The 21,026-nt window shown below is 59.4% G+C and carries 21 protein-coding genes; 9 read left to right on the forward strand and 12 right to left on the reverse strand.

Annotation, left to right across the window (positions count from 1 at the left end):
* The first annotated feature begins 110 nt into the window (after nt 1-110).
* From J4E00_RS21255 to J4E00_RS21275, 5 genes are all read left to right on the forward strand, one after another.
* On the forward strand, nt 111-1,070 hold the full coding sequence (locus tag J4E00_RS21255) for a tyrosine-type recombinase/integrase (RefSeq protein ID WP_208177294.1): 960 nt from the start codon (nt 111-113) through the stop codon (nt 1,068-1,070).
* Nucleotides 1,071-1,518: 448 nt separating this feature from the next.
* Nucleotides 1,519-3,117 carry a tetratricopeptide repeat protein gene (locus tag J4E00_RS21260; protein WP_208177295.1) on the forward strand — a complete coding sequence of 533 codons (1,599 nt, stop codon included), beginning with the start codon at nt 1,519-1,521 and terminating at the stop codon, nt 3,115-3,117.
* Between the two features lie 228 nt (nt 3,118-3,345).
* Complete coding sequence (locus J4E00_RS21265; RefSeq protein WP_208177296.1) at nt 3,346-6,057, forward strand: TonB-dependent receptor; 2,712 nt, start codon at nt 3,346-3,348, stop codon at nt 6,055-6,057.
* An 84-nt stretch (nt 6,058-6,141) separates the two neighbouring features.
* Nucleotides 6,142-7,545 (forward strand): hypothetical protein, encoded by a 1,404-nt coding sequence (locus J4E00_RS21270; RefSeq protein ID WP_208177297.1) that lies wholly within the window; start codon nt 6,142-6,144, stop codon nt 7,543-7,545.
* Between the two features lie 25 nt (nt 7,546-7,570).
* Entirely contained in the window at nt 7,571-8,713 is a 1,143-nt protein-coding gene (locus tag J4E00_RS21275; RefSeq protein ID WP_317196656.1) for a phytase, read from the forward strand.
* A 72-nt stretch (nt 8,714-8,785) separates the two neighbouring features.
* Here the strand turns inward: J4E00_RS21275 and J4E00_RS21280 are convergent, their stop codons facing one another.
* On the reverse strand, nt 8,786-9,307 hold the full coding sequence (locus J4E00_RS21280; RefSeq protein WP_208177299.1) for a DUF6985 domain-containing protein: 522 nt from the start codon (nt 9,305-9,307) through the stop codon (nt 8,786-8,788).
* Nucleotides 9,308-9,342: 35 nt separating this feature from the next.
* Nucleotides 9,343-10,041, reverse strand: a complete 699-nt coding sequence (locus J4E00_RS21285) for a hypothetical protein (RefSeq protein ID WP_208177300.1) — start codon at nt 10,039-10,041, stop codon at nt 9,343-9,345.
* A 131-nt stretch (nt 10,042-10,172) separates the two neighbouring features.
* Here J4E00_RS21285 and J4E00_RS21290 point away from each other — a divergent pair, with 131 nt between their 5' ends.
* The gene (locus tag J4E00_RS21290; RefSeq protein WP_208177301.1) at nt 10,173-10,325 is read left to right on the forward strand and encodes a hypothetical protein; all 153 of its coding nucleotides are present in this window, start codon (nt 10,173-10,175) and stop codon (nt 10,323-10,325) included.
* Nucleotides 10,326-10,433: 108 nt separating this feature from the next.
* On the forward strand, nt 10,434-10,910 hold the full coding sequence (locus J4E00_RS21295) for a sensor histidine kinase (protein WP_208177302.1): 477 nt from the start codon (nt 10,434-10,436) through the stop codon (nt 10,908-10,910).
* A gap of 134 nt (nt 10,911-11,044) precedes the next feature.
* Here J4E00_RS21295 and J4E00_RS30060 read toward each other — a convergent pair whose 3' ends face one another.
* From J4E00_RS30060 to J4E00_RS21330, 7 genes are all read right to left on the reverse strand, one after another.
* A complete protein-coding gene (locus J4E00_RS30060) occupies nt 11,045-11,257 on the reverse strand; it encodes a DUF6252 family protein (protein WP_208177303.1) in 213 nt (70 codons plus the stop codon).
* Nucleotides 11,258-11,620: 363 nt separating this feature from the next.
* Nucleotides 11,621-12,484 (reverse strand): RNA polymerase sigma factor RpoD/SigA, encoded by an 864-nt coding sequence (locus tag J4E00_RS21305; RefSeq protein ID WP_208177304.1) that lies wholly within the window; start codon nt 12,482-12,484, stop codon nt 11,621-11,623.
* An 840-nt stretch (nt 12,485-13,324) separates the two neighbouring features.
* Complete coding sequence (locus J4E00_RS21310; protein WP_208177305.1) at nt 13,325-13,888, reverse strand: hypothetical protein; 564 nt, start codon at nt 13,886-13,888, stop codon at nt 13,325-13,327.
* Between the two features lie 236 nt (nt 13,889-14,124).
* A complete protein-coding gene (locus J4E00_RS21315; protein WP_208177306.1) occupies nt 14,125-14,532 on the reverse strand; it encodes a hypothetical protein in 408 nt (135 codons plus the stop codon).
* 319 nt (nt 14,533-14,851) lie between these two features.
* The gene (locus J4E00_RS21320; protein ID WP_208177307.1) at nt 14,852-15,022 is read right to left on the reverse strand and encodes a transposase; all 171 of its coding nucleotides are present in this window, start codon (nt 15,020-15,022) and stop codon (nt 14,852-14,854) included.
* Between the two features lie 131 nt (nt 15,023-15,153).
* Nucleotides 15,154-15,879 (reverse strand): LytR/AlgR family response regulator transcription factor, encoded by a 726-nt coding sequence (locus tag J4E00_RS21325; protein WP_208177308.1) that lies wholly within the window; start codon nt 15,877-15,879, stop codon nt 15,154-15,156.
* A gap of 7 nt (nt 15,880-15,886) precedes the next feature.
* Nucleotides 15,887-16,909, reverse strand: a complete 1,023-nt coding sequence (locus tag J4E00_RS21330) for a sensor histidine kinase (RefSeq protein ID WP_208177309.1) — start codon at nt 16,907-16,909, stop codon at nt 15,887-15,889.
* 401 nt (nt 16,910-17,310) lie between these two features.
* On the opposite strand from J4E00_RS21330, the gene J4E00_RS21335 reads away from it, so the two are divergent.
* Entirely contained in the window at nt 17,311-18,135 is an 825-nt protein-coding gene (locus J4E00_RS21335) for a hypothetical protein (protein ID WP_208177310.1), read from the forward strand.
* Nucleotides 18,136-18,231: 96 nt separating this feature from the next.
* On the forward strand, nt 18,232-19,167 hold the full coding sequence (locus J4E00_RS21340) for a DUF3667 domain-containing protein (protein ID WP_208177311.1): 936 nt from the start codon (nt 18,232-18,234) through the stop codon (nt 19,165-19,167).
* 221 nt (nt 19,168-19,388) lie between these two features.
* On the opposite strand, the gene J4E00_RS21345 is transcribed toward J4E00_RS21340, so the two are convergent.
* Genes J4E00_RS21345 through J4E00_RS21355 form a run of 3 tightly spaced genes read right to left on the reverse strand, consistent with a single transcriptional unit; the run spans nt 19,389 to nt 20,930 of the window.
* Nucleotides 19,389-19,526 (reverse strand): hypothetical protein, encoded by a 138-nt coding sequence (locus J4E00_RS21345; RefSeq protein WP_208177312.1) that lies wholly within the window; start codon nt 19,524-19,526, stop codon nt 19,389-19,391.
* 31 nt (nt 19,527-19,557) lie between these two features.
* Nucleotides 19,558-19,908: a DoxX family protein gene (locus J4E00_RS21350; RefSeq protein ID WP_208177313.1), complete on the reverse strand. Its 351-nt coding sequence runs from the start codon at nt 19,906-19,908 to the stop codon at nt 19,558-19,560.
* Between the two features lie 17 nt (nt 19,909-19,925).
* The gene (locus J4E00_RS21355) at nt 19,926-20,930 is read right to left on the reverse strand and encodes an alpha/beta fold hydrolase (RefSeq protein ID WP_208177314.1); all 1,005 of its coding nucleotides are present in this window, start codon (nt 20,928-20,930) and stop codon (nt 19,926-19,928) included.
* Between the last annotated feature and the right edge of the window lie 96 nt (nt 20,931-21,026).

Consider the following 21,026-nt stretch of genomic DNA (forward strand, 5'->3'; position numbering starts at 1 on the left):
TAAGGAAGCGTTTCTCACTCCGAATAAAAATCATAACGACTGATAATACCCAATTATCTTTGAAACGTGGCGGCCTTTCGTCGTTTTACTCCTTCATTGTATAGGTTGTCATGAGCCATCTGCCCGCCGTCCCGTCATCACCCACTTCGTTGGTGCCCGCGCATCTGGTCGAGTCCACCGGCCGCTACGTCGAATCCGGCTTGCGCGGGGCGGCCAATACCATCCGAGCCTACGCCGGCGACTGGCAGCGCTTCACCGCCTGGTGCCAGCAGCACCAACTCGAATCCTTGCCGGCCCCGGTCGAGGCACTCGCGGGTTTCCTGACGGAGTTGGCCGACGCTGGCAAGAAGGTAGCCACCATCCAGCGCCATGTGGCGGCCATCGTCAAAGCCCACGAGTTGGCTGGGCTGGACTCGCCTTCGGCCAACCAGAAAATTAAGGTGTTGCTCAAGGGCATCGCCCGTGAGAAGAAAACCCGCATCAAGCAGGCCGCCGCTTTTACGCTGGCCAACTTCAAGCACACCATCAGGAGCATGGATGTGACGACGCCCACGGGGCTGCGCAACCGGGCCCTGCTGCTGCTGGGGTTTGCTGGAGCTTTTCGGCGCTCCGAACTGGAAGCCCTTAACATCGAGGATTTGGCCTTCGACGAAGAAGGCCTCGTGGTCTCGCTTGACAAAAGCAAAACCAACCAGTTGGGCCAGGCCGAAGAAAAGGCCATCTTTTACTCGCCAGACCCGCAATTGTGCCCCATCCGCGCGCTGCAGGCCTGGCTGCGCGTCCTGAATCGTACCGAAGGCTGCGTGTTTGTGTCCCTGCGCAAGAACCAGCGCCTCACCATGCGGCGGATGACGAGCAAGTACATCAATTTGATTGCCCAGCAGTATTTGGGCCGCGGCTACACGGCCCACTCGCTGCGGGCCTCCTTTGTCACCGTCTCGAAACTGAACGGAGCCGACGACAGCAAGGTGATGAACCAGACCAAGCACAAGACCAGTGCCATGATTCGGCGCTATACCCGCCTCGACAACGTGCGCCAGCACAACTCGGCCAAGGAATTGGGTTTGTAGCTACTGGGAGAGCGAAGAAAATATGTGGCCGTCTGGCTCGACCGCTGCTCGCGTAAAATCGTGAGTTGGGACGTGCGCGACACGGTGCCCGAGGATTTGGTAGGGGCCTCGCGCGGGCTCCTCGTGGCTCATCATGCCAACGTTTTGGAGTTGTTTCAAAGCCAATTAGCTAGGCTCCCTCGCTGTAAAATAAAGGTCAATGCTATGCCGCATAGGTCGATTAGCAAAGCGGAATACTTTATTCTGTGGCACTCCTGCTGTTGGTTCTCAAGTCAAGCATAAGCAATAAGGCGTTGACGTTAATTGAAACGGACTTCATAATTTGATAAAACCCGGAAGGCTGTGGTAGCAGCTACCTTCAATGGCTGGACCATCATCGTTCCCAATGGCAAGGCTAGTTGCTACCAAGAGATTTTATTTCGCCCTTTTCTATTTACTCCTGTCGAGCTTGCTACTACCGGGAACGGTGCGGGCACAGCCAGACCTGATAAGCAGCATTGAGCAGTTGGCGCCCGCCGTGCGGCCCACCGGCCAGCCCGATTCGCTGCTTCTGGACCTGAAACGGCAGTACAACCACGCCGTAGAAAACCATGACGACGGCACTGCCGCCACGAGCCTACAGGCCATGGGTCGGATTTGCTACCATCTGGGGCAATACCCGCAAGCCTTTGATTTCCATCGCAAAGCAGGCCAGCTTTTTGCCCAATTAAACCAGCAAGCTCAACTGGCCGACAACTTCAACGACCTCGGGGCACTGTATTTTGCCAACAAACAGCCGGCGCAGGCCCGCCAGCAGTACAAGCTGGCGCTGGCCCTCAACCAGCGCGCCGGCAATGAGCACGGCTTAGCCATGACGTACGGCAAAATCGGGCACCTCTGCGAAAAGCTGGAGCGCAACGATAGCGCCTTTCACTACCAACATCTCGCCCTGTGGCACTACCGGCGCAGCGCCAGCCAAGCAGGCGTGGGCAAGATTTACGAGAACCTGGGCAGCATCTTCGAGAATTGGGCGCGCTACGATTCTGCACAGTTTTACTTTGCGCAGGCCCTGCGATTGAGCCAGCGTAGCGGCGATGAAATAGCTCAGATTGAAATTCTTAACAATCTGGGCGACGTGCTGCGCAAAACCGGCCGCTACGCGGCGGGACTGCACCAGACGCGGGAAGCGCTGGTGCTGGCCCAAAAAACCGGCGAGCACCACCAGCTCAGCGGGGCCTACAGCGACCTGGCCAAAACCTTCAGCCTGCTCGGCCGCAACGATAGCGCCTATTATTACTCGGCGCTGAGTCGTAAATATCAGGTGGCGACCTACTCCGCTACCAATCAGCAGCAGCTGGCCCTGCTGCAAACTCTCTACGACCTGGAGCGCAAAGACCAGCAGATTGCCCAGCTTGGTCAAGCGCGCTACCTCAACCGGGTGCTGCTGGCGGCGGGCGCGGGCCTGGGCCTGCTACTGCTGGGGCTGGCCTGGGCCACCATCAGCCGGCAACAGCTGAAAATCCGTAGCAGCGTAGTATTGAGCGAGCAAAACCGGCGCATCTACGAAGCCCAGCACGAGCTGCTGCAGCTGGAACTTAAAAACAAGCAGCTGGAAGAAGACAACTTAAAGCAAGAGCTGGCTGCCCGCAGCCGGGAGCTGAGCGCGCACACCCTGCACGTCATCCAGAAAAACCAGTTGCTAGAAGAGCTGCGCAGACAGCTAGGCCAACTGGTGAAGGAAGAGAAGCGTGACCAGAAAAAACAGCTCAAGCAACTGCTCCACCAGATTGGGCAGAACGTCCACCACGACCAGCACTGGGAAGACTTTCGCAGCACGTTTGAGCAGGTACACCAGCCCTTTTTCGACAAGCTGCACCAGCACTGCGACACCCTTACGGCCGGCGAGCGGCGGCTGGTGGCGCTGCTCAAAATAAACCTCACTTCGCAGGACATTGCCACTTCGCTGGGCGTGTCGCTCGATAGCTTGCGGGTGATGCGCTACCGCCTCCGCAAGCGCCTGAACCTGCCCGCCGGCGAAAGCCTGACGGCTTTTCTGCAAACGCTATGATGGCGCTTTACGCAGAGCACTTGTTCCGGTAACACAAGCATAATGGCTACGAGTACAGGGCTAATACGCTTTGTTAGTCAGTTGGTTAACTAGAATAAATTTGGGTTTGCAACAGATTGTTTACGGTGAAAAACGGCTTGTTGCCTTTTTGTTCACGGTCGTTTCTTGGTGAGTGGACAAGGCGAATGGGAATTTTGGGACACCAAATCCGCTACCCGTCTTTTCGCCATGCGCCACCTGTATTGCTGCCTGTTTCTCCTGCTCGTGCTGCCGCTAACGGCGCTGGCGGGCACTGTGAGAGGCCGCGTAACCGATGCCCGCACGGGGGAGCCACTGGTGGGCTCGGTGGTCTTTTTGAAGAACACCGGACATAACGGCCAAGCCGGTCTGGATGGCTCGTTTACCCTGCGCGACGTACCAGTGGGTGAGTACGAAGTGGTGGGGCAGTCGGTAGGCTACGCTCCGCTGGCCCAGACCCTGAGCGTGACGGCCGCCAACCCCAGCCCGGTCCTGAACCTGCGTCTGACCGACCAGAACCAGGAGCTAAGCGAGGTGACCGTGCAGGGGCAGCTCAACAAGGAAGAGGACGGCGCTGCCCGCCGCACCGAGCAGGTAGCACCCAGTGTGATGAACGTGCTGTCGGCCCAGGCCATTCAGGCTTCGCCCGACATTACGGTGGCTAACGTGCTACAGCGCGTGTCGGGCGTGACGCTGGAGCGCAGCACCAACGGCGACGGGCGCTACGCCATCCTGCGCGGCATGGACAAGCGCTACAACTACACGCTGGTCAACGGCATCAAGATTCCCTCGCCCGACCCCTACAACCGCTACGTGCCGCTCGACATTTTCCCGGCCGACCTGTTGCAGCGGTTGGAGGTGACCAAGGCCCTCACACCGAGCATGGAGGGCGACGCCATCGGCGGGGTCGTGAACATGGTGATGAAGGACGCGCCCGCCGAGCGCACTTTATCGGGCCAGCTGGGCACGGGCTACGGGCAGCTATTTTTTGACCGGCCGTTTCAGGGATTTGATGCCAACGACATCCAGAAGAAGTCGCCCGCCGAGCGGTTTGGCTCCGCCTACGAGGCCAAAGCCAGCGACTTTCCCTGGCTGCGCTTCACCAAGAAAACGCCGGCGCCTAACCTGCTGGGCAACCTGACTTTTGGCAGCCGCTACGGCAAAGACCAGCGCTTCGGCCTGCTGCTGGCCGGCTCCTACCAGAACACCAGCCGAGGCTCGGACGGCTACTTCTACGATGCCAACATCGACATCAACAACCAGCCGCAAATCAAGGAACTACGGGTACAGCAGTACTCCACCCAACAGCGCCGCACGGGCCTGAATGCCAAGCTCGACTACCGCCTGAACCCGCGCAACACGCTGCGCTTCTACGGCCTGTACCTGAAGCTTGACGAGCTGCAAACCCGCTACCAGACCGATACCACCTACAAGCGCCCGGCCCGGCCCGATGTGGACATGCTGCTACGTTCGCGCTTCCAGCGGCAGACCATTGCCAGCGGCACATTGCAGGGCCAGCATGAACTGGGCCGCCTGGTCGCTAACTGGTCGTTGGTGTACTCCCGCGCCACCAACAACGTGCCCGACCTGGCCGAGCAGCCGCTGAAGCTCACCTCCTCGGGTAACCGCTACCAGAATGCTACCCGCGTCTGGCTCGACAACGTGGACCAGGATAAGGCGCTCTACCTCAACCTTACCTATCGTCTCACAGAGGAATTTGACTTATCGGCCGGGGCGCTCTACCGCGACAAAGACCGCACAAACCGCTACCTCTCCTACGACCTGCGGGCCTCGGGCCAGCCGGCTACTAATGAGCAAGATATTCGCAGCGAGCCTTACACGGTGTTCAACCCGCTGGGCATTTACGTGGGGGCGAACAACTACACGGCCACGGAGAAAATGAGTGCAGGATACGGGCAGCTGCGCTTCACAAAGGGCGCGCTGGAAGTGCTGGGCGGGGCCCGGGTCGAACACACCGACCAAGGCTACCTCACCAGCCTTCCCCGCACCGAACCGGCTTATCAGGGCCGCCAGCAGTACACCGACGTGCTACCCAGCCTGCACCTGCGCTACGCTCTGAGCAAGCGACAGAACCTACGCGCCTCCTACTTCGCTTCCATCAGCCGGCCCAGCTATTTCGAAATCACGCCCTACAATAATTCGGGTAGCGTGACGGACACCTACGCTGAAGCCGGCAACCCCTACTTGCAACGTACCCAAGCCAATAATCTCGACCTGCGCTACGAGTTCTTCGGCGCAGGCAACGACCAGGTGCTGGCCGGCATGTTCTACAAGCGCATCAAAAACCCAATTGAGTACGGCCTGGTCACGCTGCCGAGCACGGCCTTCACCGTGTACCAGCCCAACAACTTTGGCTCGGCTACCAACTACGGCTTCGAGTGGGTGGGGGTTAAATTCTGGGGCTTGGTTGGTATCTCGACCAACTACACCTTCACGGTGTCCGACATAACGACCGATAAAAAACGTGTGGCTACCACCGACGACGCGCGCACCCTGGTGCCCCAGACCCGGCCGCTGCAAGGTCAATCTAAGCACGTCGCCAACGTGTCGCTGCTCTACAAAAACGTGCGCAACGGCCTGGACACGCAGCTGTCCTACGTGTACACCGGCGCCCGCATCGTGCAGGTGGGCCAGTACGTGGGCCTCGACTACTGGCAGCGCGCCCAATCACAACTGGATTTCTCGGCTGAAAAGCGCCTGACCAAAGCCTCCAGCCGCTATGCTCTGATGGCCTACGTGAAAGCCCAGAATCTCCTCAACACGCCCTACCAGGTCGACATCCGGGCCACGAACCCCTACCAGCCCAACCAATTCCCCTACCAGGACCAAGCCGACCGCCTAGCCGTGGTCAACCAGACCTATAAGGCCTACTACCTGCTCGGGCTGCGGTTCAAGCTGTAGGGGCGGGGCTTGCCCCTACATCCTCTCTGATTTCTCAATCCCTTAATCGGCCAAGCTCTGCCTTGTCCTAACCATCCCAACCCCATGTTGACAAACACTCTTTATTCCCGTGCGGCCATGGCGCTGCTGCTGGCGGCCGGCGCGGCGCTATCGTCCTGCAACGACAAGACCGAAGTGGCTACTCCGGAGCGGGTAGTGGGCGAGAAATTCTCCGGCGACACCCTGCGCAGCCCCCTGAAAGGCACGATTCCGGGTCGCACTGCGCCGTATTATATGACCAAGGACGTGACTGTGAACGACGGCGACACGCTCTGGATTCAGGCCGGCGTGAAGATTATTGTCATCGGTAACCCGCGCACGCCTAGTACTTTCGGCCAGGCCACCAACAACCCCACTTTCTTCATCAACGGCGTGCTGCTGAGCACCGGCACCAAAAGCCAGCCAGTCGACATCAACGTGGCCGACAACCTGAAGAGCGACCCCTCGACCGTGGTGGACGTGGCCGCCGACCCGTCCTTCAAAGGCTACTGGGGCGGCATCAACGGCGACGGCGCCTCGCTCATCGCCATGAAATGGACTAATATGGGTTATGTGGGCGGGCCCTACGGCGCCAACGCCCCCACTGGCTACGCGGCTGGCGACCCCAAATTCGGCATCTCCATGCTGGCCCGCAAGGCCAACGCCCGCTTTGTGCTGGAAGACTCCTACATCCACGGCTCGGTGGACGACTGCATCCGCCTGCAAAACGCCAACTTCAGCGTCATGCGCAACAAGTTTGAGAAGACGGGCAAGGCTGGCGGCGAGGCGGTGAACGTGAAGGCCGGCTGCGTGGGCGATATTGCTTACAACGTCTTTGTGGGGGGCGCTACCAACGGCGCGAAAGTGGCCTCGGTGGCTGGCTCGCCGGTGCAAACCAACGTGGCAACCTACAACAACACCTTCGCCAACTGCGGCTACCGCCAGACCAAATCCGGCCGCGGTGGCTCCATCAACTACGAGGTGCAGGCCAAAGGCTTAATCTATAACAACCTGATTGTGAACTGCCGCTTTGGCCTGCGCCTGCGCTCCGACGACCGTCCCGACACGGCCAACGTGCGTTATGGCAACCAGTATTACTACGCCAACACCACCGACCAAGCCGCCGAGCTCAACGCCGCCACCGCCGGCTCGCTCACCCGTAGCAAAAGCACCGACACCCGCGGCGCGGCCCAGGCCAACAGCCCCCGCTTCCAGTCTTTCGACCTGACGACGGCCTCAGGCACCACGGCGGCCCCCACCACGACCATTCAGTGGACCAACTTCCTCAAGCCAGCCGACAACCTGCATCTGCAAGCCGGCTCGCCCGCCTTGGGCAAGGGCTACACATCTTTTCAGCCGCTCAATGCCGTGAGCAGCGTGAACGTGCCGGGCATTTTCACGCCCACGAGCACCGCGCCCGGAGTAGATGCCGGCGCCTACCAGGCAAACGGCTCGGGCAACCAATACTAAGTCACCCTGCTTCTGCCTGTTGCTCGTGCGCTTTTCTCCGACTTCCCTTCTGAGCCTAGCTGGCAGGTTGGCCACGGCCGCACTGCTAACGCAATGCCACTCAGTGGCCACCACGGCCAGCCTGACGCAGCCCGCCCCTTCGGCCGTGGTGCAGCCCGTCGTCGTGACCGACCCGGTGCCGCACGACACCGATGACCCCGCCATCTGGATTAACCCCACCGACCCGGCCCGGAGCCTCATCGTGGGCACCGACAAGGATGCCGACGGCGGCCTGTATGTCTTCGACCTGCACGGCAAGATGCTGCCGGGCAAAACAGTGCACAACCTGCGCCGCCCCAACAACGTGGATATTGCCTACGGCCTGAAGCTCAGTGGGCAGCTCACCGACTTTGCGCTCGCCACCGAGCGCGAGCAGTTCCGGCTTCGGGCCTTCCGCTTGCCCGACATGCAGCCCCTTGACCTTGGCAACCTCGCCGTATTTGTCGGCGAGCCGCTGGCCGAACGCTTGCCCATGGGCATTGCGTTCTACACCCGTCCCACCGACGGCGCACTCTTCGCCATCGTGGGCCGCAAGGTGGGGCCGAGGGAAGGCTACCTCTGGCAATACCAGCTCAGCGACGACGGCACGGGACATATAAAGGCCACCGTGGTGCGCAAGTTCGGGAAGTGGAGCGGCAAGAAGGAAATCGAATCCATTGCCGTCGATAACGAGCTAGGTTATGTCTACTACTCCGACGAAGGCGTGGGCGTGCGCCAGTACTTCGCCGACCCTGCCAAAGGCGATGTCGAGTTGGCCCTGTTCGCCACCACGGGCTTCACGGAGGACCACGAAGGCATTTCCATTTACAAAACTGGCCCACAAACCGGCTATCTGCTGGTGTCGGACCAGGGCGCCAACCAGTTCCACATCTTCCGCCGCGAGGGTACACCTGCCCAGCCCTACAGCCACCCGCTCCTGAAAGTGGTGCGCGTGGCCGCCCAGGTCAGCGACGGCTCCGACATGACTAATACCGCGCTGCCGGGTTTTCCGCATGGATTGTTCGTGGCCATGTCCACTGACCGCACTTTCCACTACTACCGCTGGGAAGACTTGGCTGGCAAAGAATTGGCTCGGTCACCGGAAATCGGGCACGAGGGTACGGCCACGTTGGTCAGCCCAGGCAAGTAAGCCAACGGTCGACGCGGACAAGGTTTACTAAGTTATTATCCTTAGCGAACCGTGTGCTTGGCCGTACCGGCCTCACGCCACTGCATCGTCTTCGTACCTGCCGAAATAATAGTCGTTGGAATAGGTAGCGATGAGCTGGCCATCTTTCATGATAATGCTGCACCCATGCCCGGCCCAGGCCGGCTCAAACTCGATGGCGCCGTAGCGGTGGCGCAGCGTCGGCTCTTCAGGAATGGACACCAAGGTTAAGTTGCTCTGCGCGTAGGCATCATCGGCTGAGTAGATACCAAATTCGCGTTGGTTAACCACCAACTCGGGTTCGCCGGTATCGGGTCCAAAGCCGTAGTTGATGTTCTCGAAATCATCCAGGCAATCGGCCCACAGCAGCTGCTTGACGGTGGGCAGCTCATCCGGCGAAAGGGCCAGAAAGTCGTTCAGCACGGCCACCATGCGCTCGGTAATGATGCGGCCTGAGTCCAATTCGGGCAGGAACCGCACCTGGACCGGGCAGCCAAACAGGGCGGATTCGACGGTAATGTTGGCGAAATCATAATCGTCCCAGGTGCAGTGGCGCAGGAGTTCGTCGCGGGTCATAAGGCAGGGAATTAACGGAGGAGTCCGCGGTTGATTTACAGTCTGGATGCGGTAATTTTCTTGAGCGCGACTTTCGCAGCAGTCCGTCCATTAGGTTTGGCGCTCACGGTCAGGGCAGTCAGTTTCGCTGCTGCTGGCTGGTAGCGATGAAAGCCCAGGAGCTCAATGGCACGTTCCTGAACGTACGGGTCCTCATCGTCCAGAAAGGGATAAAGCAGGGTTTCAATGTCAGTTGGCGAGGTGAGGGCCATGATGGCAAACGCTGTTTGGGTTCGGAGTTGGTCTTCATCAGTTTCAGCTGTAAATGCAGTGGAAAGCGCTCCGATAATTTCCCGGTCCAGCAAGTATTTGGGGGATATTTGTCTGCTGGGAAAGTCAAAAAAATGGTCTTCAAAATCTTCAATGCCGTTGCTGTGGGGATGCTGATGGAGGGTGTCGAGGAACGATGATAAGCTTCTAAACCTGGGCGCTAGGTCCAACTCTTCGTGGCTTAAATAACAGACCATATTTTTCAAAGGTCCGTCAACATACAGGCACCAATAATTGGAATTATCGTCGGTCATAAAGGGCACTAAGCATCGGTAAACCGGAAAACTTCCGAGATATTCCCGCAGTTCTTCAAATTCCTCCTCGGCCAATACGACGAACCCATCCCGGGGTGCAAAGGCTTCCAACTTGTCGATGGCTGAGCTGGTAATATTATGTCGGGTCAATACTGCTTTTAGGTGCTCCATAGCGTTGGGATGGGCATTGGTGTAGCGTTACCAATGCTGGGCTATACGAAGGCCACCCGCTTAAGTAACCAGTGGCACGCCCCGGCATCAGTATGTGCCACAAAGCCGCTATCACTACCGGCTTATACCCCGTGCAACGGAAATCCTCGGCTTTTGTCGACCAGGTTGTTGTGAATGCCCTAACCGGGGCCACAGTGGCCCATGCCGCGCCCAGCGCTGGCTTCGAGGCCTTTACCAACCTGCCCAGTGGCAGCTTCGGCGACAATCCGGCAGGGATAATATAGGCCTTTGTCAAATCCAGAGGCTACTGTAGCCAGTGGGAGCGGCTTCGGCAACCCGGAGTACCAGCGCCTGCTGCGGCTCTGTAACGGCGACATTTACTAAGGGTAAGGGTGGGCTGGCTTAGGGCATCGCACCTGAATAGGGCATGGTCGAAAGACCAACTCGACCGCCTCGACCGCGTGCCCAAAGACGTAGTGCTGTTGCCCGCCCTAGCCGAAATCCAGGCCATATATGTACCCTTGGCCCAGCGCAAGCAGGTGGCGCTGGCGGTGGCTTGCTCACCCGGCCTGCACTGCCACACCGACCCGAACTTCCTGCGCGTGGTGCTACGAAACCTGGTGCAAAATGCCATTAAGTTTACGCCCGCCGCCGTGTGCTTGCGCATAACCGACACCGGTTCCGGCCTGGAAGCCGCCCGCCCCGCCCAATTACTGAGCGACACCGCTCCGCCGCCCACTCACGGCCTGGGCCTGCGTCTCACCCGCGAGTTCGTGCAAAAGCTGGGCGGCCGGCTTACGGTCCACTCCTTATCCGAGCAGGGCACCACATTTGAGGTGGAGCTGGCTGCAAGTAAGGCATCCCGATAGCAGCCCATTCGGGGTCGAAGGGGACGAGCAAGCCGAGGCTTAGGCAGGCAAGTAGTAACGCATGGGGCGGTGACGAAAAGGGGCAAACAGTGACAGGCAGCCAGTAGCTCTACCGGTGGCTGCCGGGCAGCGGGCTAGTGGAAGGCGTGTAGGTAGAAGGTGCCGTTGCTAACGGTTACAAATTCCGTAGCAGTAGGGTTGCTGGATGCCAGGCCAGCTGTGAAGCTGAATGTGCCGCTGATTTGCTGTTGGGATTTGTCATACTTGGTCACTACTACGGTGCCGTTGCTGGCATTGGGACCGTTTTGGGTATTATAGTATTTGCTTGGGCTAGTCGCGGTGGACACCACGGCCAGGATAGGTGAAAACTTTACGTCACCAAAGCTCCCTCTTACCCGGCCGGCCGCCGAAAAAAATGGGCCAACGGCCTGAACTAATACGCCAGCGACCAGACACCCCGACAGCTCTACCATTAACGCGATGCTGACCCGGAAAGCCCAGAAGTGGCAGACCAGGGGCGCGGTGGCAGTTGTCCACGTAGATGGGAACGTGGAAAACTGTCATCCTAGGCTATTCTTAAGACGCATTCGTGTCTTATCACATCATTCAAGCTACCTGGCTTGTGAGTCGGTGCCTATTTGTTTAGCAGCATCCTATTTGCTTCACAATTCCCATACTATTAAAATAGGCTATCAGCTAAGCCGTAGCGGCTAACCGAGGTAGGGTTTGAGAGCCTTGGAGCGCGTGGTGTGCTTGAGGCGGCGGATGGCCTTCTCCTTTATCTGCCGCACCCGCTCGCGGGTTAGCGCGAATTTCTCCCCAATCTCTTCCATCGTCAGCGCCGCGTGGCCATTCAGCCCAAAGTAGAGCGTCACGACGTCGGCTTCGCGCATGGTCAGGGTCGAGAGGGCGCGCTGGACCTCGCGGCGCAGGGAGTCGTTGAGCAGGCCCGCATCGGGGCGCTCCGCGTCTTCGTCCGCCATGACGTCGAGCAGGCGGTTTTCCTCGCCCTGCACGAAGGGTGCATCCATCGAGACGTGGCGGCCGGAAATTTTCAGGGTGTCCACCACCTCGGAGGTGCTCAGCTCCAGCAACTCGGCAATCTCGTCGGGGGAGGGCTCGCGCTCGAACTTTTGCTCCAGTTCCGAGAACGAGCGGCTGATTTTATTGAGCGAGCCCACCCGGTTCAGGGGCAGGCGCACGATGCGGCTCTGCTCGGCCAGGGCCTGCAGGATGCTCTGGCGAATCCACCACACGGCGTAGGAGATGAACTTGAAGCCTTTCGTTTCATCGAAACGCTTGGCGGCTTTGATGAGCCCCAGGTTGCCCTCGTTGATGAGGTCGCCCAGGGTCAGGCCCTGGTTCTGGTACTGCTTGGACACTGATACGACGAAGCGCAGGTTGGCCTTGGTCAGCTTTTCGAGGGCCATCTGGTCCCCCTCGCGAATGCGCTGGGCCAGTTCCACTTCCTCGTCGATGGATACCAAGTTCACTTTGCCAATCTCCTGGAGATACTTGTCCAGCGACTGGCTTTCGCGGTTGGTAATCTGCTTGCTGATTTTGAGCTGTCTCATGCGGTAACGGTACTACTTGTTTTGGTTTCAGAGGAGGAACAATCTCCCGGTGCTTTATTTGGCCGGTTCCAACGGTTATCAAGATGCCATCCTGTGAAAAGGTTCACGGCGAAGGTAAAGTCCTGATTCCGGCTGGCAACTGCTGGTGCAGGAAGGCTCCGAATTCAGTGGATGTACGTAGCGGCAATTCGTCGGGGATGGTGAGTCAGTAGTAGCTTATTTGTCACGGACTTGGCCGACCTCACCATTGCCTATCCGCTAGGGAGCACTATTATAAGCGCACGGATTATCCGCGCGCTCGTCACTTTTTCGCTGTTTTTGCCTTGGGGCAAGCCGAACTGACGAACGTGAAAGCAGAACCAGATTTTGTGGCTTTTGACACTAAATTAATTCGCTACCCTGAATAAGGCGAGCCGCATTATCAGGTCCCTGTGCCGAACTCTTCCGCGCCACTGTACCCTTCAACTCTGCCGTAAGGTGCTCACCCCGGCCGAGCAAACACATTAAACTAATGCGCGCTGAGAAAACACCGGCATGACCAATGAGGCCATGATGCTCGGCTGGCTTGGATACTCTACAAAAGCAAGTAAAATAGCTTGCAAATCTCTTAAGGCCTTGATAATTAATGATAGTTTACTGTTAGTTCATTGGGCTGCGGTGGAATATTGGCTGAAGCTCTTATTTATCATCACAGTACGTTACGTGTTGCTTGGCAGCAAGCAGTACAGTAGTCTCCCGTGCTTACTTCGCGCCGGGGTGCCGGTTGGCCTGAGCCGGCCGTTCAAGCTGGTGGGCAACCTCATTGGCCCCGCCTGTTCCGCCAGACCCTCTCCGTCATTTCTAGTGGGTGGGTAGGGCAGACAGGCCGTCCTGCTTGTACAGGAAGTCTCGGTATTGCCGGCCGTTGACGGTGTAAGCCCCTTCGGCAAAGCGGCAATCATGGCTCCCAACGTAGCCCAGCATGCCGTAGTGCAGGTACGCGTAGTGGTGAAAGCCCGAAATCTGATAAAAGCGCTTGTCCCTACCAGTGGTTGCCACTACAATGGTATCGGTCTTTTTAAAGCTGGCAAAAGCCAGCGGGATGTTGAACTCGTACAGTCCGTCGCGTTGCGGGTAGTGCACCACCGTGTCTTTCAAAACCTTCCCCTTTCGGACGAGGTAGAAGGCAAGCTTTCCGAGCTCCGCTTTGGTGAAGCCGCTGAAGGAAACGGCCGGGTGCTCTGTAATGGCGCTGATGGTATCGCAGACGGCCGAATATCTTTCCTCGTCGAGCACAGCCTGCTTTTTCCGGCGCTCCAGCGACCACCAGAACCCGCCGGCCAGCAGCGCCACCACCGCCAGTACCACGCCGAGCACCACCAGGCAGCCGTTGAGAAATCTGCGTCCCTGAGTAGGAGCTTGCATAGCGCTTCAACTTATTGCACAGCGAAGGTATACGCGCGGTGGTCTGGTTAGGCTGCGTACTGCCCAACCCGGGCGGAGCGCACCAGCAACTTAGGTGCTGGTGGCTGCGGCCCAAAGGCCCGTTGCAAGTTGTACCAGTCGGCGCATCAGCGGGCAGCCGTGCTTCGTAATTACGCCCGAAATTTGCCCCTATGGAATGACCAACAAGCTGAGCACGCGCCGCCGGTTGCCTAGGGCTAAAGCTGAGCGTAGGCCAGTAGCGTCTTAAATGCCGCACGCGACAGGCCAGTAGCGTATAGCGTAACCTGCGCCTCGGGGGCCGCAACGCGTAGGTACGTAACCAAGACGCGCTGCTTGCGGCCCATAAAGTAATCGGTTTCGTACATCCGCACGCGCTGACCCGCGACCACGGCCGACCATTCGGCTACGATGTGCATCGGGCCGCCATCGCGCGTCGGCCGGGGCTGCCAATACGCTACGTGCAGTGCGCGGCCACCGGGCGCTTCCCACCGGCGAAATTCCAGGTGGGCTGAGACACCCGGCAAGGAGGCTAGCGGCACCTCTTCAGAGCTAGTGCCAACCAATTTGTAATCAGCCGGTAGCGGAAGCAGTAAATGGGCAATAAGCCACGGAACGAGAGCCATGAACCAAGGAGACGGGCTAGGAAAGGCGAACCGGAAGTACAGGCAGGTACTTGAGCAAATTAGCTAGCTGGATGGGCAGGCCATAGGGTATCGGGCAGCGTTCGTTCTATTCCTATTCCAGTTTCGCTTGCCTGACCAACTGCCGGCCCCCGACGCTGTACGCAACATCTATCGCAACGGGTTGGCCACGCCAATAAAAAGTGCCGATTCCGAACGGGACGGTGCCCCTATGCTCAAAAAGGCGCGGCGCGAGGTTGACGCGCGGGCTGTCGAGGCACACGAGCGCGGGCGGCGAGTGGTTGGCAGCCAACCGAGCGGCTTAGTTGAGTTGCTCCCAGAGGCGCTGTTGTTGCCAGCGCCGGAAATAGTAGTCGAACGCCGTCCAGGCAGGAAACGGAGCCGGCAAGTTGCGCAATTGACAACCCGTGCGGCGGCTATGCTGCAGCGCATCAACGACTTGCCGAAGGTATAGACGGCGTTTGCGTTGCACTGGCTGTAGCGGAGCCTAGTAACTCCGCCGGCAACTTAATGACTCGTTTTCTTTCTCGACACAGTCATCCCCAACACGCTCTTAAAGGGAGTTGATACCTGTTATGAGGCAGGTCTTTGCCAGCTGCATGATTATATGCGGTGCCGTTCCACTGCTTCGCGGAAAGCTTTGGCGTAACTCGCGCTGACGGGCAGGTACCGCTCGCCAATTTGCACCTTGTCCTTGTGCACTACGTCGATGGCATCCAGGGCTATAATGCAGGAGTGGTGAATACGCACGAATCGGTTGGTGGGCAGTTGCTGGGCCAATACCTTGAGCTGCTGCAAACTAACAATTTTGCGCTGCCGGGTGTAAATGGTGACGTAGTCGCGCAGGCCCTCCACGTAAAGTACATCGGCCCACCATACTTTGAGCAGTTGCGCGCCGTCCTTCACAAAAAGGTAGGTAGGGTCAGCGGCCTGGACAGGGGTAGCCCCGACCGATGCCCCGAAGGGCGGCTCCCAGCGGGCGTAGGCCTTGTGCACGGCCCGCAAAAACCGGTCGAGGGTGATGGGTTTGAGCAAGTAGTCCACCACGTCGAGGTCGTAGCTTTCCAGAGCGTATTCGGAATAGGCGGTGGTGAGGATGACCAGCGGCTTGCGCGGCAGCAGGCGCAGCAGCGTCAAGCCGGTCATTTCCGGCATTTGCACATCGAGAAACAGCAGGTCTACCGGCTGGCGCTGCAGGGCGGACAGGGCGGCAGTGGGCGTGGCGCAGGCTTCGGCCAAGCGCAGGTAGGGTACCTGCTGCAGGTGGTCGGTGAGGAGCTGGCGGGCCAGGGGCTCGTCTTCCACAATCAGACAAGTGAGCTGGTTCATAGCGGATTTACAAGGTCAGGCGCAAGTGAATTCGGTACTCGGTGGGCAGGTCCTCGATGCGCAGCTCGTGCCGGTCGGGGTAGCTCAGCGCCAGTCGACGGCGCACGTTGGGTAAGCCCGTGCTGGCCGGACCTACCCGGGCGGCGGGCACGGGCAGCTTGCTGTTGGCCACGGTATAGCAGCAGTCGGAGCTCGTCAGGTCGAAGTGCACGTGCACCCAAGCCGTGGTGCTGGTCGTGCTCACCCCGTGCTTGAAGGCGTTTTCCAGAAAGGCCATGAAAATGAGCGGCGCCACCACTAGGCCGTTGGGCTGCCCGGCTACGGTCAGGGTAATGGGAATGGGGCTGTTGAGGCGCAGCTTTTCGAGCTGAATGTAGCTGGTCAGGTACTCGATTTCGCGGCTCAGTGCCACGACTGGTCGGTTGGCTTCCTCCAGCATGTAGCGCATCATCTGGGCCAGGGTGGCCACCACTTCGGGCGTGCGCTCCGAGCGGCTGTGCGCCAGGTAATACAGATTGTTGAGGGTATTGAACAGAAAGTGCGGGTTAAGCTGGGCCTTTAAGTAGCGCAGCTCGGCGGTTAGGTTCTCGTTCTCAAGCGCCTTGGCCCGGGCTTCGAGGACAAACCAGTTGGCGGCGAAGTAAAGCATGGTTACGAACCCATCGATGAACAGAACGCCGATGGCCACTGTCCAGGTGTGCCCCGGCGAGTACAGGTACTTTCGACTAATAACCGGCGCGAACAGGGTACGGTCGGTCAGCACCCGAAGGGCCACCGTCGCGGCGTAGGGAACGGCCAGGAAGAAAAAGTATTCGAGCCGCCGGCGGGTGCGCAAAAAGCGGGGCAGCAGGTAGAAGTAGTTCAGGTAGGCCAGCGCGGCGTCGAGCAAAAGCGAACCCACCAGCCCCAGCCACAGCAGCAGCGTCATGGGGTGTTCCTGCTGGAACTGGTAGACGGAAAGGTAGCCGTACACGAGCCAGAAAGAGGCATGCAAGGCCAGCGTCCAGGGGCGCGAAAGGAAAGCAGTCATGCGCAGGCAGCTCGCGGCAACATTTTGGTTAACTAGGGAAAGAAGCCAGCAGGTGCATTGGAGCCCAGGGCGGATAGCATAAGCCTGAGCATCGACACGGTTGGACCTTGCATGCCTGCCTGGTACTTAAGAAAAGTAAACTTAGGGCTTAGCAACAGGCAGGCGCCTCATTATTCGACAGAAAGACACCTTTTTTCGGCTGGTACGAAAAACCAGCGTTATTCCTTAACGGTCGAAAAACCGACGAGATGGGTCGAAAAAAGCAGCGTAGGCATCGAAACGCCCCGAAGATATCCAGGCCCTGCGACTTGCTTTGCCGGAACTCCAATTCCCCACTTTTCGACTGTTTCGCTATGCCGATGCTTTGCGCGGGCCTGTGGCCCAAACGCAGTTTCTTTGGATTGCCATTAAGCTCCGCTGGCTCCTGGTTGAGCCGGGCCGGTGGGCTGCTTCTCGTGCTGCTGGCCCAGCCGGCCGCTGCCCAAACCACCGACACCATCCGCGTAGCTGACCGGCGCTTGCAAACGACCCGCCTTCAGCCCGGCATGCGCCAGTACCTGGTGTATTTTCAGAGCCCTTCCCAACCCAAAATGCTTGGCTTCTGGCTATGGCGGAGGCAAGTGCAGTCGGTTCAGTACCAGGGCGCATCCGTGTTTCGCATCACGCAACACTGGTACGGCGCCGACACCAGCAGCTACCGGGAAGTACATTCTCTGGTCCGGGCCGCTGACTTTGCGCCCCTCTACCACGCCGAAACGATTAAAGGGCAGTTAAAAGCCTACAACTGGACTGCCGTGGGCATCGCCGGGGCCGACAGCGTGGCCGGCAACCAGGCCAAAGCGTTTCAGCAGGCGTTTGAACACCCCGCCTTTAACTGGAACCTTGATATTGAAACCTTCGAGCTGCTGCCCCTGGCAGCGGGCAAGCGCTTTGTCATTCCATTTTATGACGCGGGCGGCAAGCCGCCTGCCTACGTGTTGTATACCGTGACGGGCACCGAGGCGCTAACCGTGCCCGGCGGCAAGCCGGTGGCTTGCTGGAAGCTCGTCACCGAAGGACTGACACCCACCAAGGCGCCATTCAAGCAGACGTTCTGGATTAGCCAGCGTGACCACGAGTTTCTAAAGGAAGAAGACCAGTACCCTGGTGGGCTTTCCCGCTATAAAATCAAGACCAGCACCGTTCCCGGGACCCTGCCCAAGCAGGTAGGCCGCGTGGTGAAGTAGGCCTGCCCCACCGCCGAGCCGTCGCCTTCTGGGGGCTGTCCTCTCTGATTGCGGCCCAGCGCCCTCGGCTCGTCCCTCCGTTTTGCTTGTCTGTTTATGGCCCACGTTCTTGTCAAATTACCGGCCTGTGCCAATTGCGCCTACGCCTTCATTCCCACAGAGCCGGCCGAGTATTGCCCCCGGTGCGGGCAGCAAAACCACGGCAGCACCCTGGGCATGGGCCATGTAGCGGAAGAATTTCTGGAAGGAGTTTTTCACTTTGATGGCAAGATTTTCCGGACCCTGCGCCTGCTGCTGTTCTGGCCTGGGGAACTGACCCGGCGCTTTCTCATAGGGCATCGGGTGCCCTACGTGCCGCCCATCCGGCTCTATGTGTTCATCAGCTTCGTGGTGTTTTTTCTGCTTTCGCTCAACGCCGGCCACGAAGGCAGCGCCGTAAAAGTTCGGGTGGCGTCGCTGCCGCCGCACCCTACAGGCCATGAACTCATCATCGGCCCGCGCCTGCCCCTGACGCAGGCGCAACTCGACAGCCTGCCCGAGCACCTGACCCGGGCTCAGGCCGACTCTGTGCTGCGCCGTCATCAGGTCCCGGTGAGCTTAATCAACCGGGTGCTGGTGCAGCACATGCCCCGCCTAACCCGCCGCACGCCCGAGGAAGCAACTCACCAAGTGCTGAAGTCCCTTTCCATCATGGCCTTTGTGCTGATGCCACTGGCGGCGCTGCTGCTGCAGGCGGCATATTGGCGCCAGCGCCGCCCGTATTTAAGCTACCTCATCTTGTCAGTGCACCTGCACTGCTTCGGGTTTGTGCTGCTGGCCCTGCTGCTGGGGCTGCAGTACCTGCCCGGGATGGAAAAAACCAGCTTGCTGCTGCTGGCGCTTCCCCTTTACTTAGTGCTGGCCCTGCACCGCCTCTACGGGCAGAGTTGGGGCAAAACCATGTTTAAAAGCGCCATATTAGCCACTGGCTACAGCCTGTTGTTAGGGGTGGGGATGCTTGCCGCCCTGGGCCTGGGGTTGACCCTGCTTTAAGCTTTTGCCACCTGGTGAAGGATTGATTTTTAGTGCCGAGATTAGCTCTGGCACCGCCATAACTATTTTCTGGCCTCGTAGGCGTGTTAAAACTTGGTTCCCATCCCGCAGCCGCAAGCGCTGAGCGAGGTAAATCAAACTCGTCGTGCAGCTGCTGTGAATGCCCGGCAAAGTCTTAGCCCCCGAACATTGGTGATATTGTAAAAAGCTTCCTAGGGCGTTTAGCTCACCACCAGCGTAGCGGTAAAGTCTTGGTTGGCCATGACCTTATCGGTTTGGGTGTTGAGAGGGTTTAACTCGACACAAGTATGGCCTTGGCTAGGTGCTCGATAGACGATGTAGCGGGTTGATTTAGTCAAGATGGTCGTGTAGCATGTGCCCAACACTTGGCTACCAGCGTCCCCATGCTACCACCAGTGCCGCAGTTAGCAGCACCAGCAGCAAGGGCAACCGGTTGTGCTCTCGTTGCCCGGCGTGCACCAACGCGGCAGCGGCTAGCACCAGTGCCAGCGCGCCGGCGGCCAGGGCCGTAACCCGGGGCCAATAGCTGGTGAGCGTTGGTAGCACTACCCCTAGCGCCCCAAGTAGTTCGAGCGCGCCCAGCATTCGCAGAAAAGCCAGGGAGAAAAACGGCGGCGCGAGGGGACGCACCCGAGTCGCCGGCTGAGTGAGCTTGACGCCGCCGGCCAGCACAAATACGGCAGCCAGCAATAGTTGCAGACTCCACAAGAAGTTATTCATCGTCGGCGGGCCACAGGCTATTTAGAATGTCCACGCTTGGCCACGCGCCCAATGGCCTCAGCCAGCAGCGGGGCCAGTTCGGACGGCAGCTCGTGGCCTACTCCCGGTAGCAGGAGCCACTCGGCGCCGGGAATGCTGACGGCCACATCCTGACCGGCGGCTACGGGCACGAGGGGGTCGGCATCGCCGTGCACTACGAGCGTGGGCACGCGTAGCGCCTGCAACTCGGTGCGGCGGTCGTGCTGGCTTTCCACCAGCGCAGCGGCGCCCTGGCGCTGGTAGCCGGCGGGGTAGTAGGCCCGGTGCACCTCGCGGGCTACCTGGGCCCGAAGCGTGGCTTCGGCAGTGGGGTAGGCCGGGCTGCCGAGCAACTGGCGAATGCGAAAGTTGTAGGCGAGCGCAGCGGCCGTATCGGCTGGGTTAGTGGGTGCGGGTGGGGCTTGGGCCATCACCTCGGGCTTGGCTACAGGGGGCAGGCCGGGCTTGCCGTCGGTCGCCATCAGGGACGTGAGCGACAGCACCCGGTCCGGGTGGTCCGTGGCCACCAGCTGCGCAATCATGCCGCCCATGGAGGCACCCACCAAGTGCGCTCGCCGCACGTGGAGCGCGTCGAGCAGGCCGACGGCATCGCGGGCCATATCGTTGAGGGTGTAGGCCAGCCGGGCGGGCGGGCCGCCCTGGAGGGCTGCCATTACCTTCGCCCAATCGGGCAGGCCGGCACCTTCAAAGCGGGTTGAGAGGCCGCTGTCGCGTTGGTCGTAGCGCACCACGCGGTAGCCCTGCGCCACCAAGGCCTGCACCAGGGCATCGGGCCACTGGGTGAGCTGACCGCCAGTGCCGCTGATGAGCAAAATGGTTTCGTGACGCGGGTTGCCCACGCTTTCATAAGCCAGCGTCAGGCCATTGGCTTGCGCGGTGCCGGACTGGGCCCACGCGGCAGGGCCCAGGAGACTGCTGGTAAGTAGCAAGCGCACTGCCAGTACTAGACATCGCCAGCCGCGACGAGTAAACAGATTAAGCAACAGCGAAAGCGGAGAGCGAAAAGTTGAGGGCGAATGCATGATAAGATTTATTTTATTGAAAATCAAACATTTAATCCTAAAAAAAGGGCGCAAGAA

The organism is Hymenobacter negativus (assembly GCF_017571495.1).
Taxonomy (GTDB): Bacteria; Bacteroidota; Bacteroidia; order Cytophagales; family Hymenobacteraceae; genus Hymenobacter; species Hymenobacter negativus.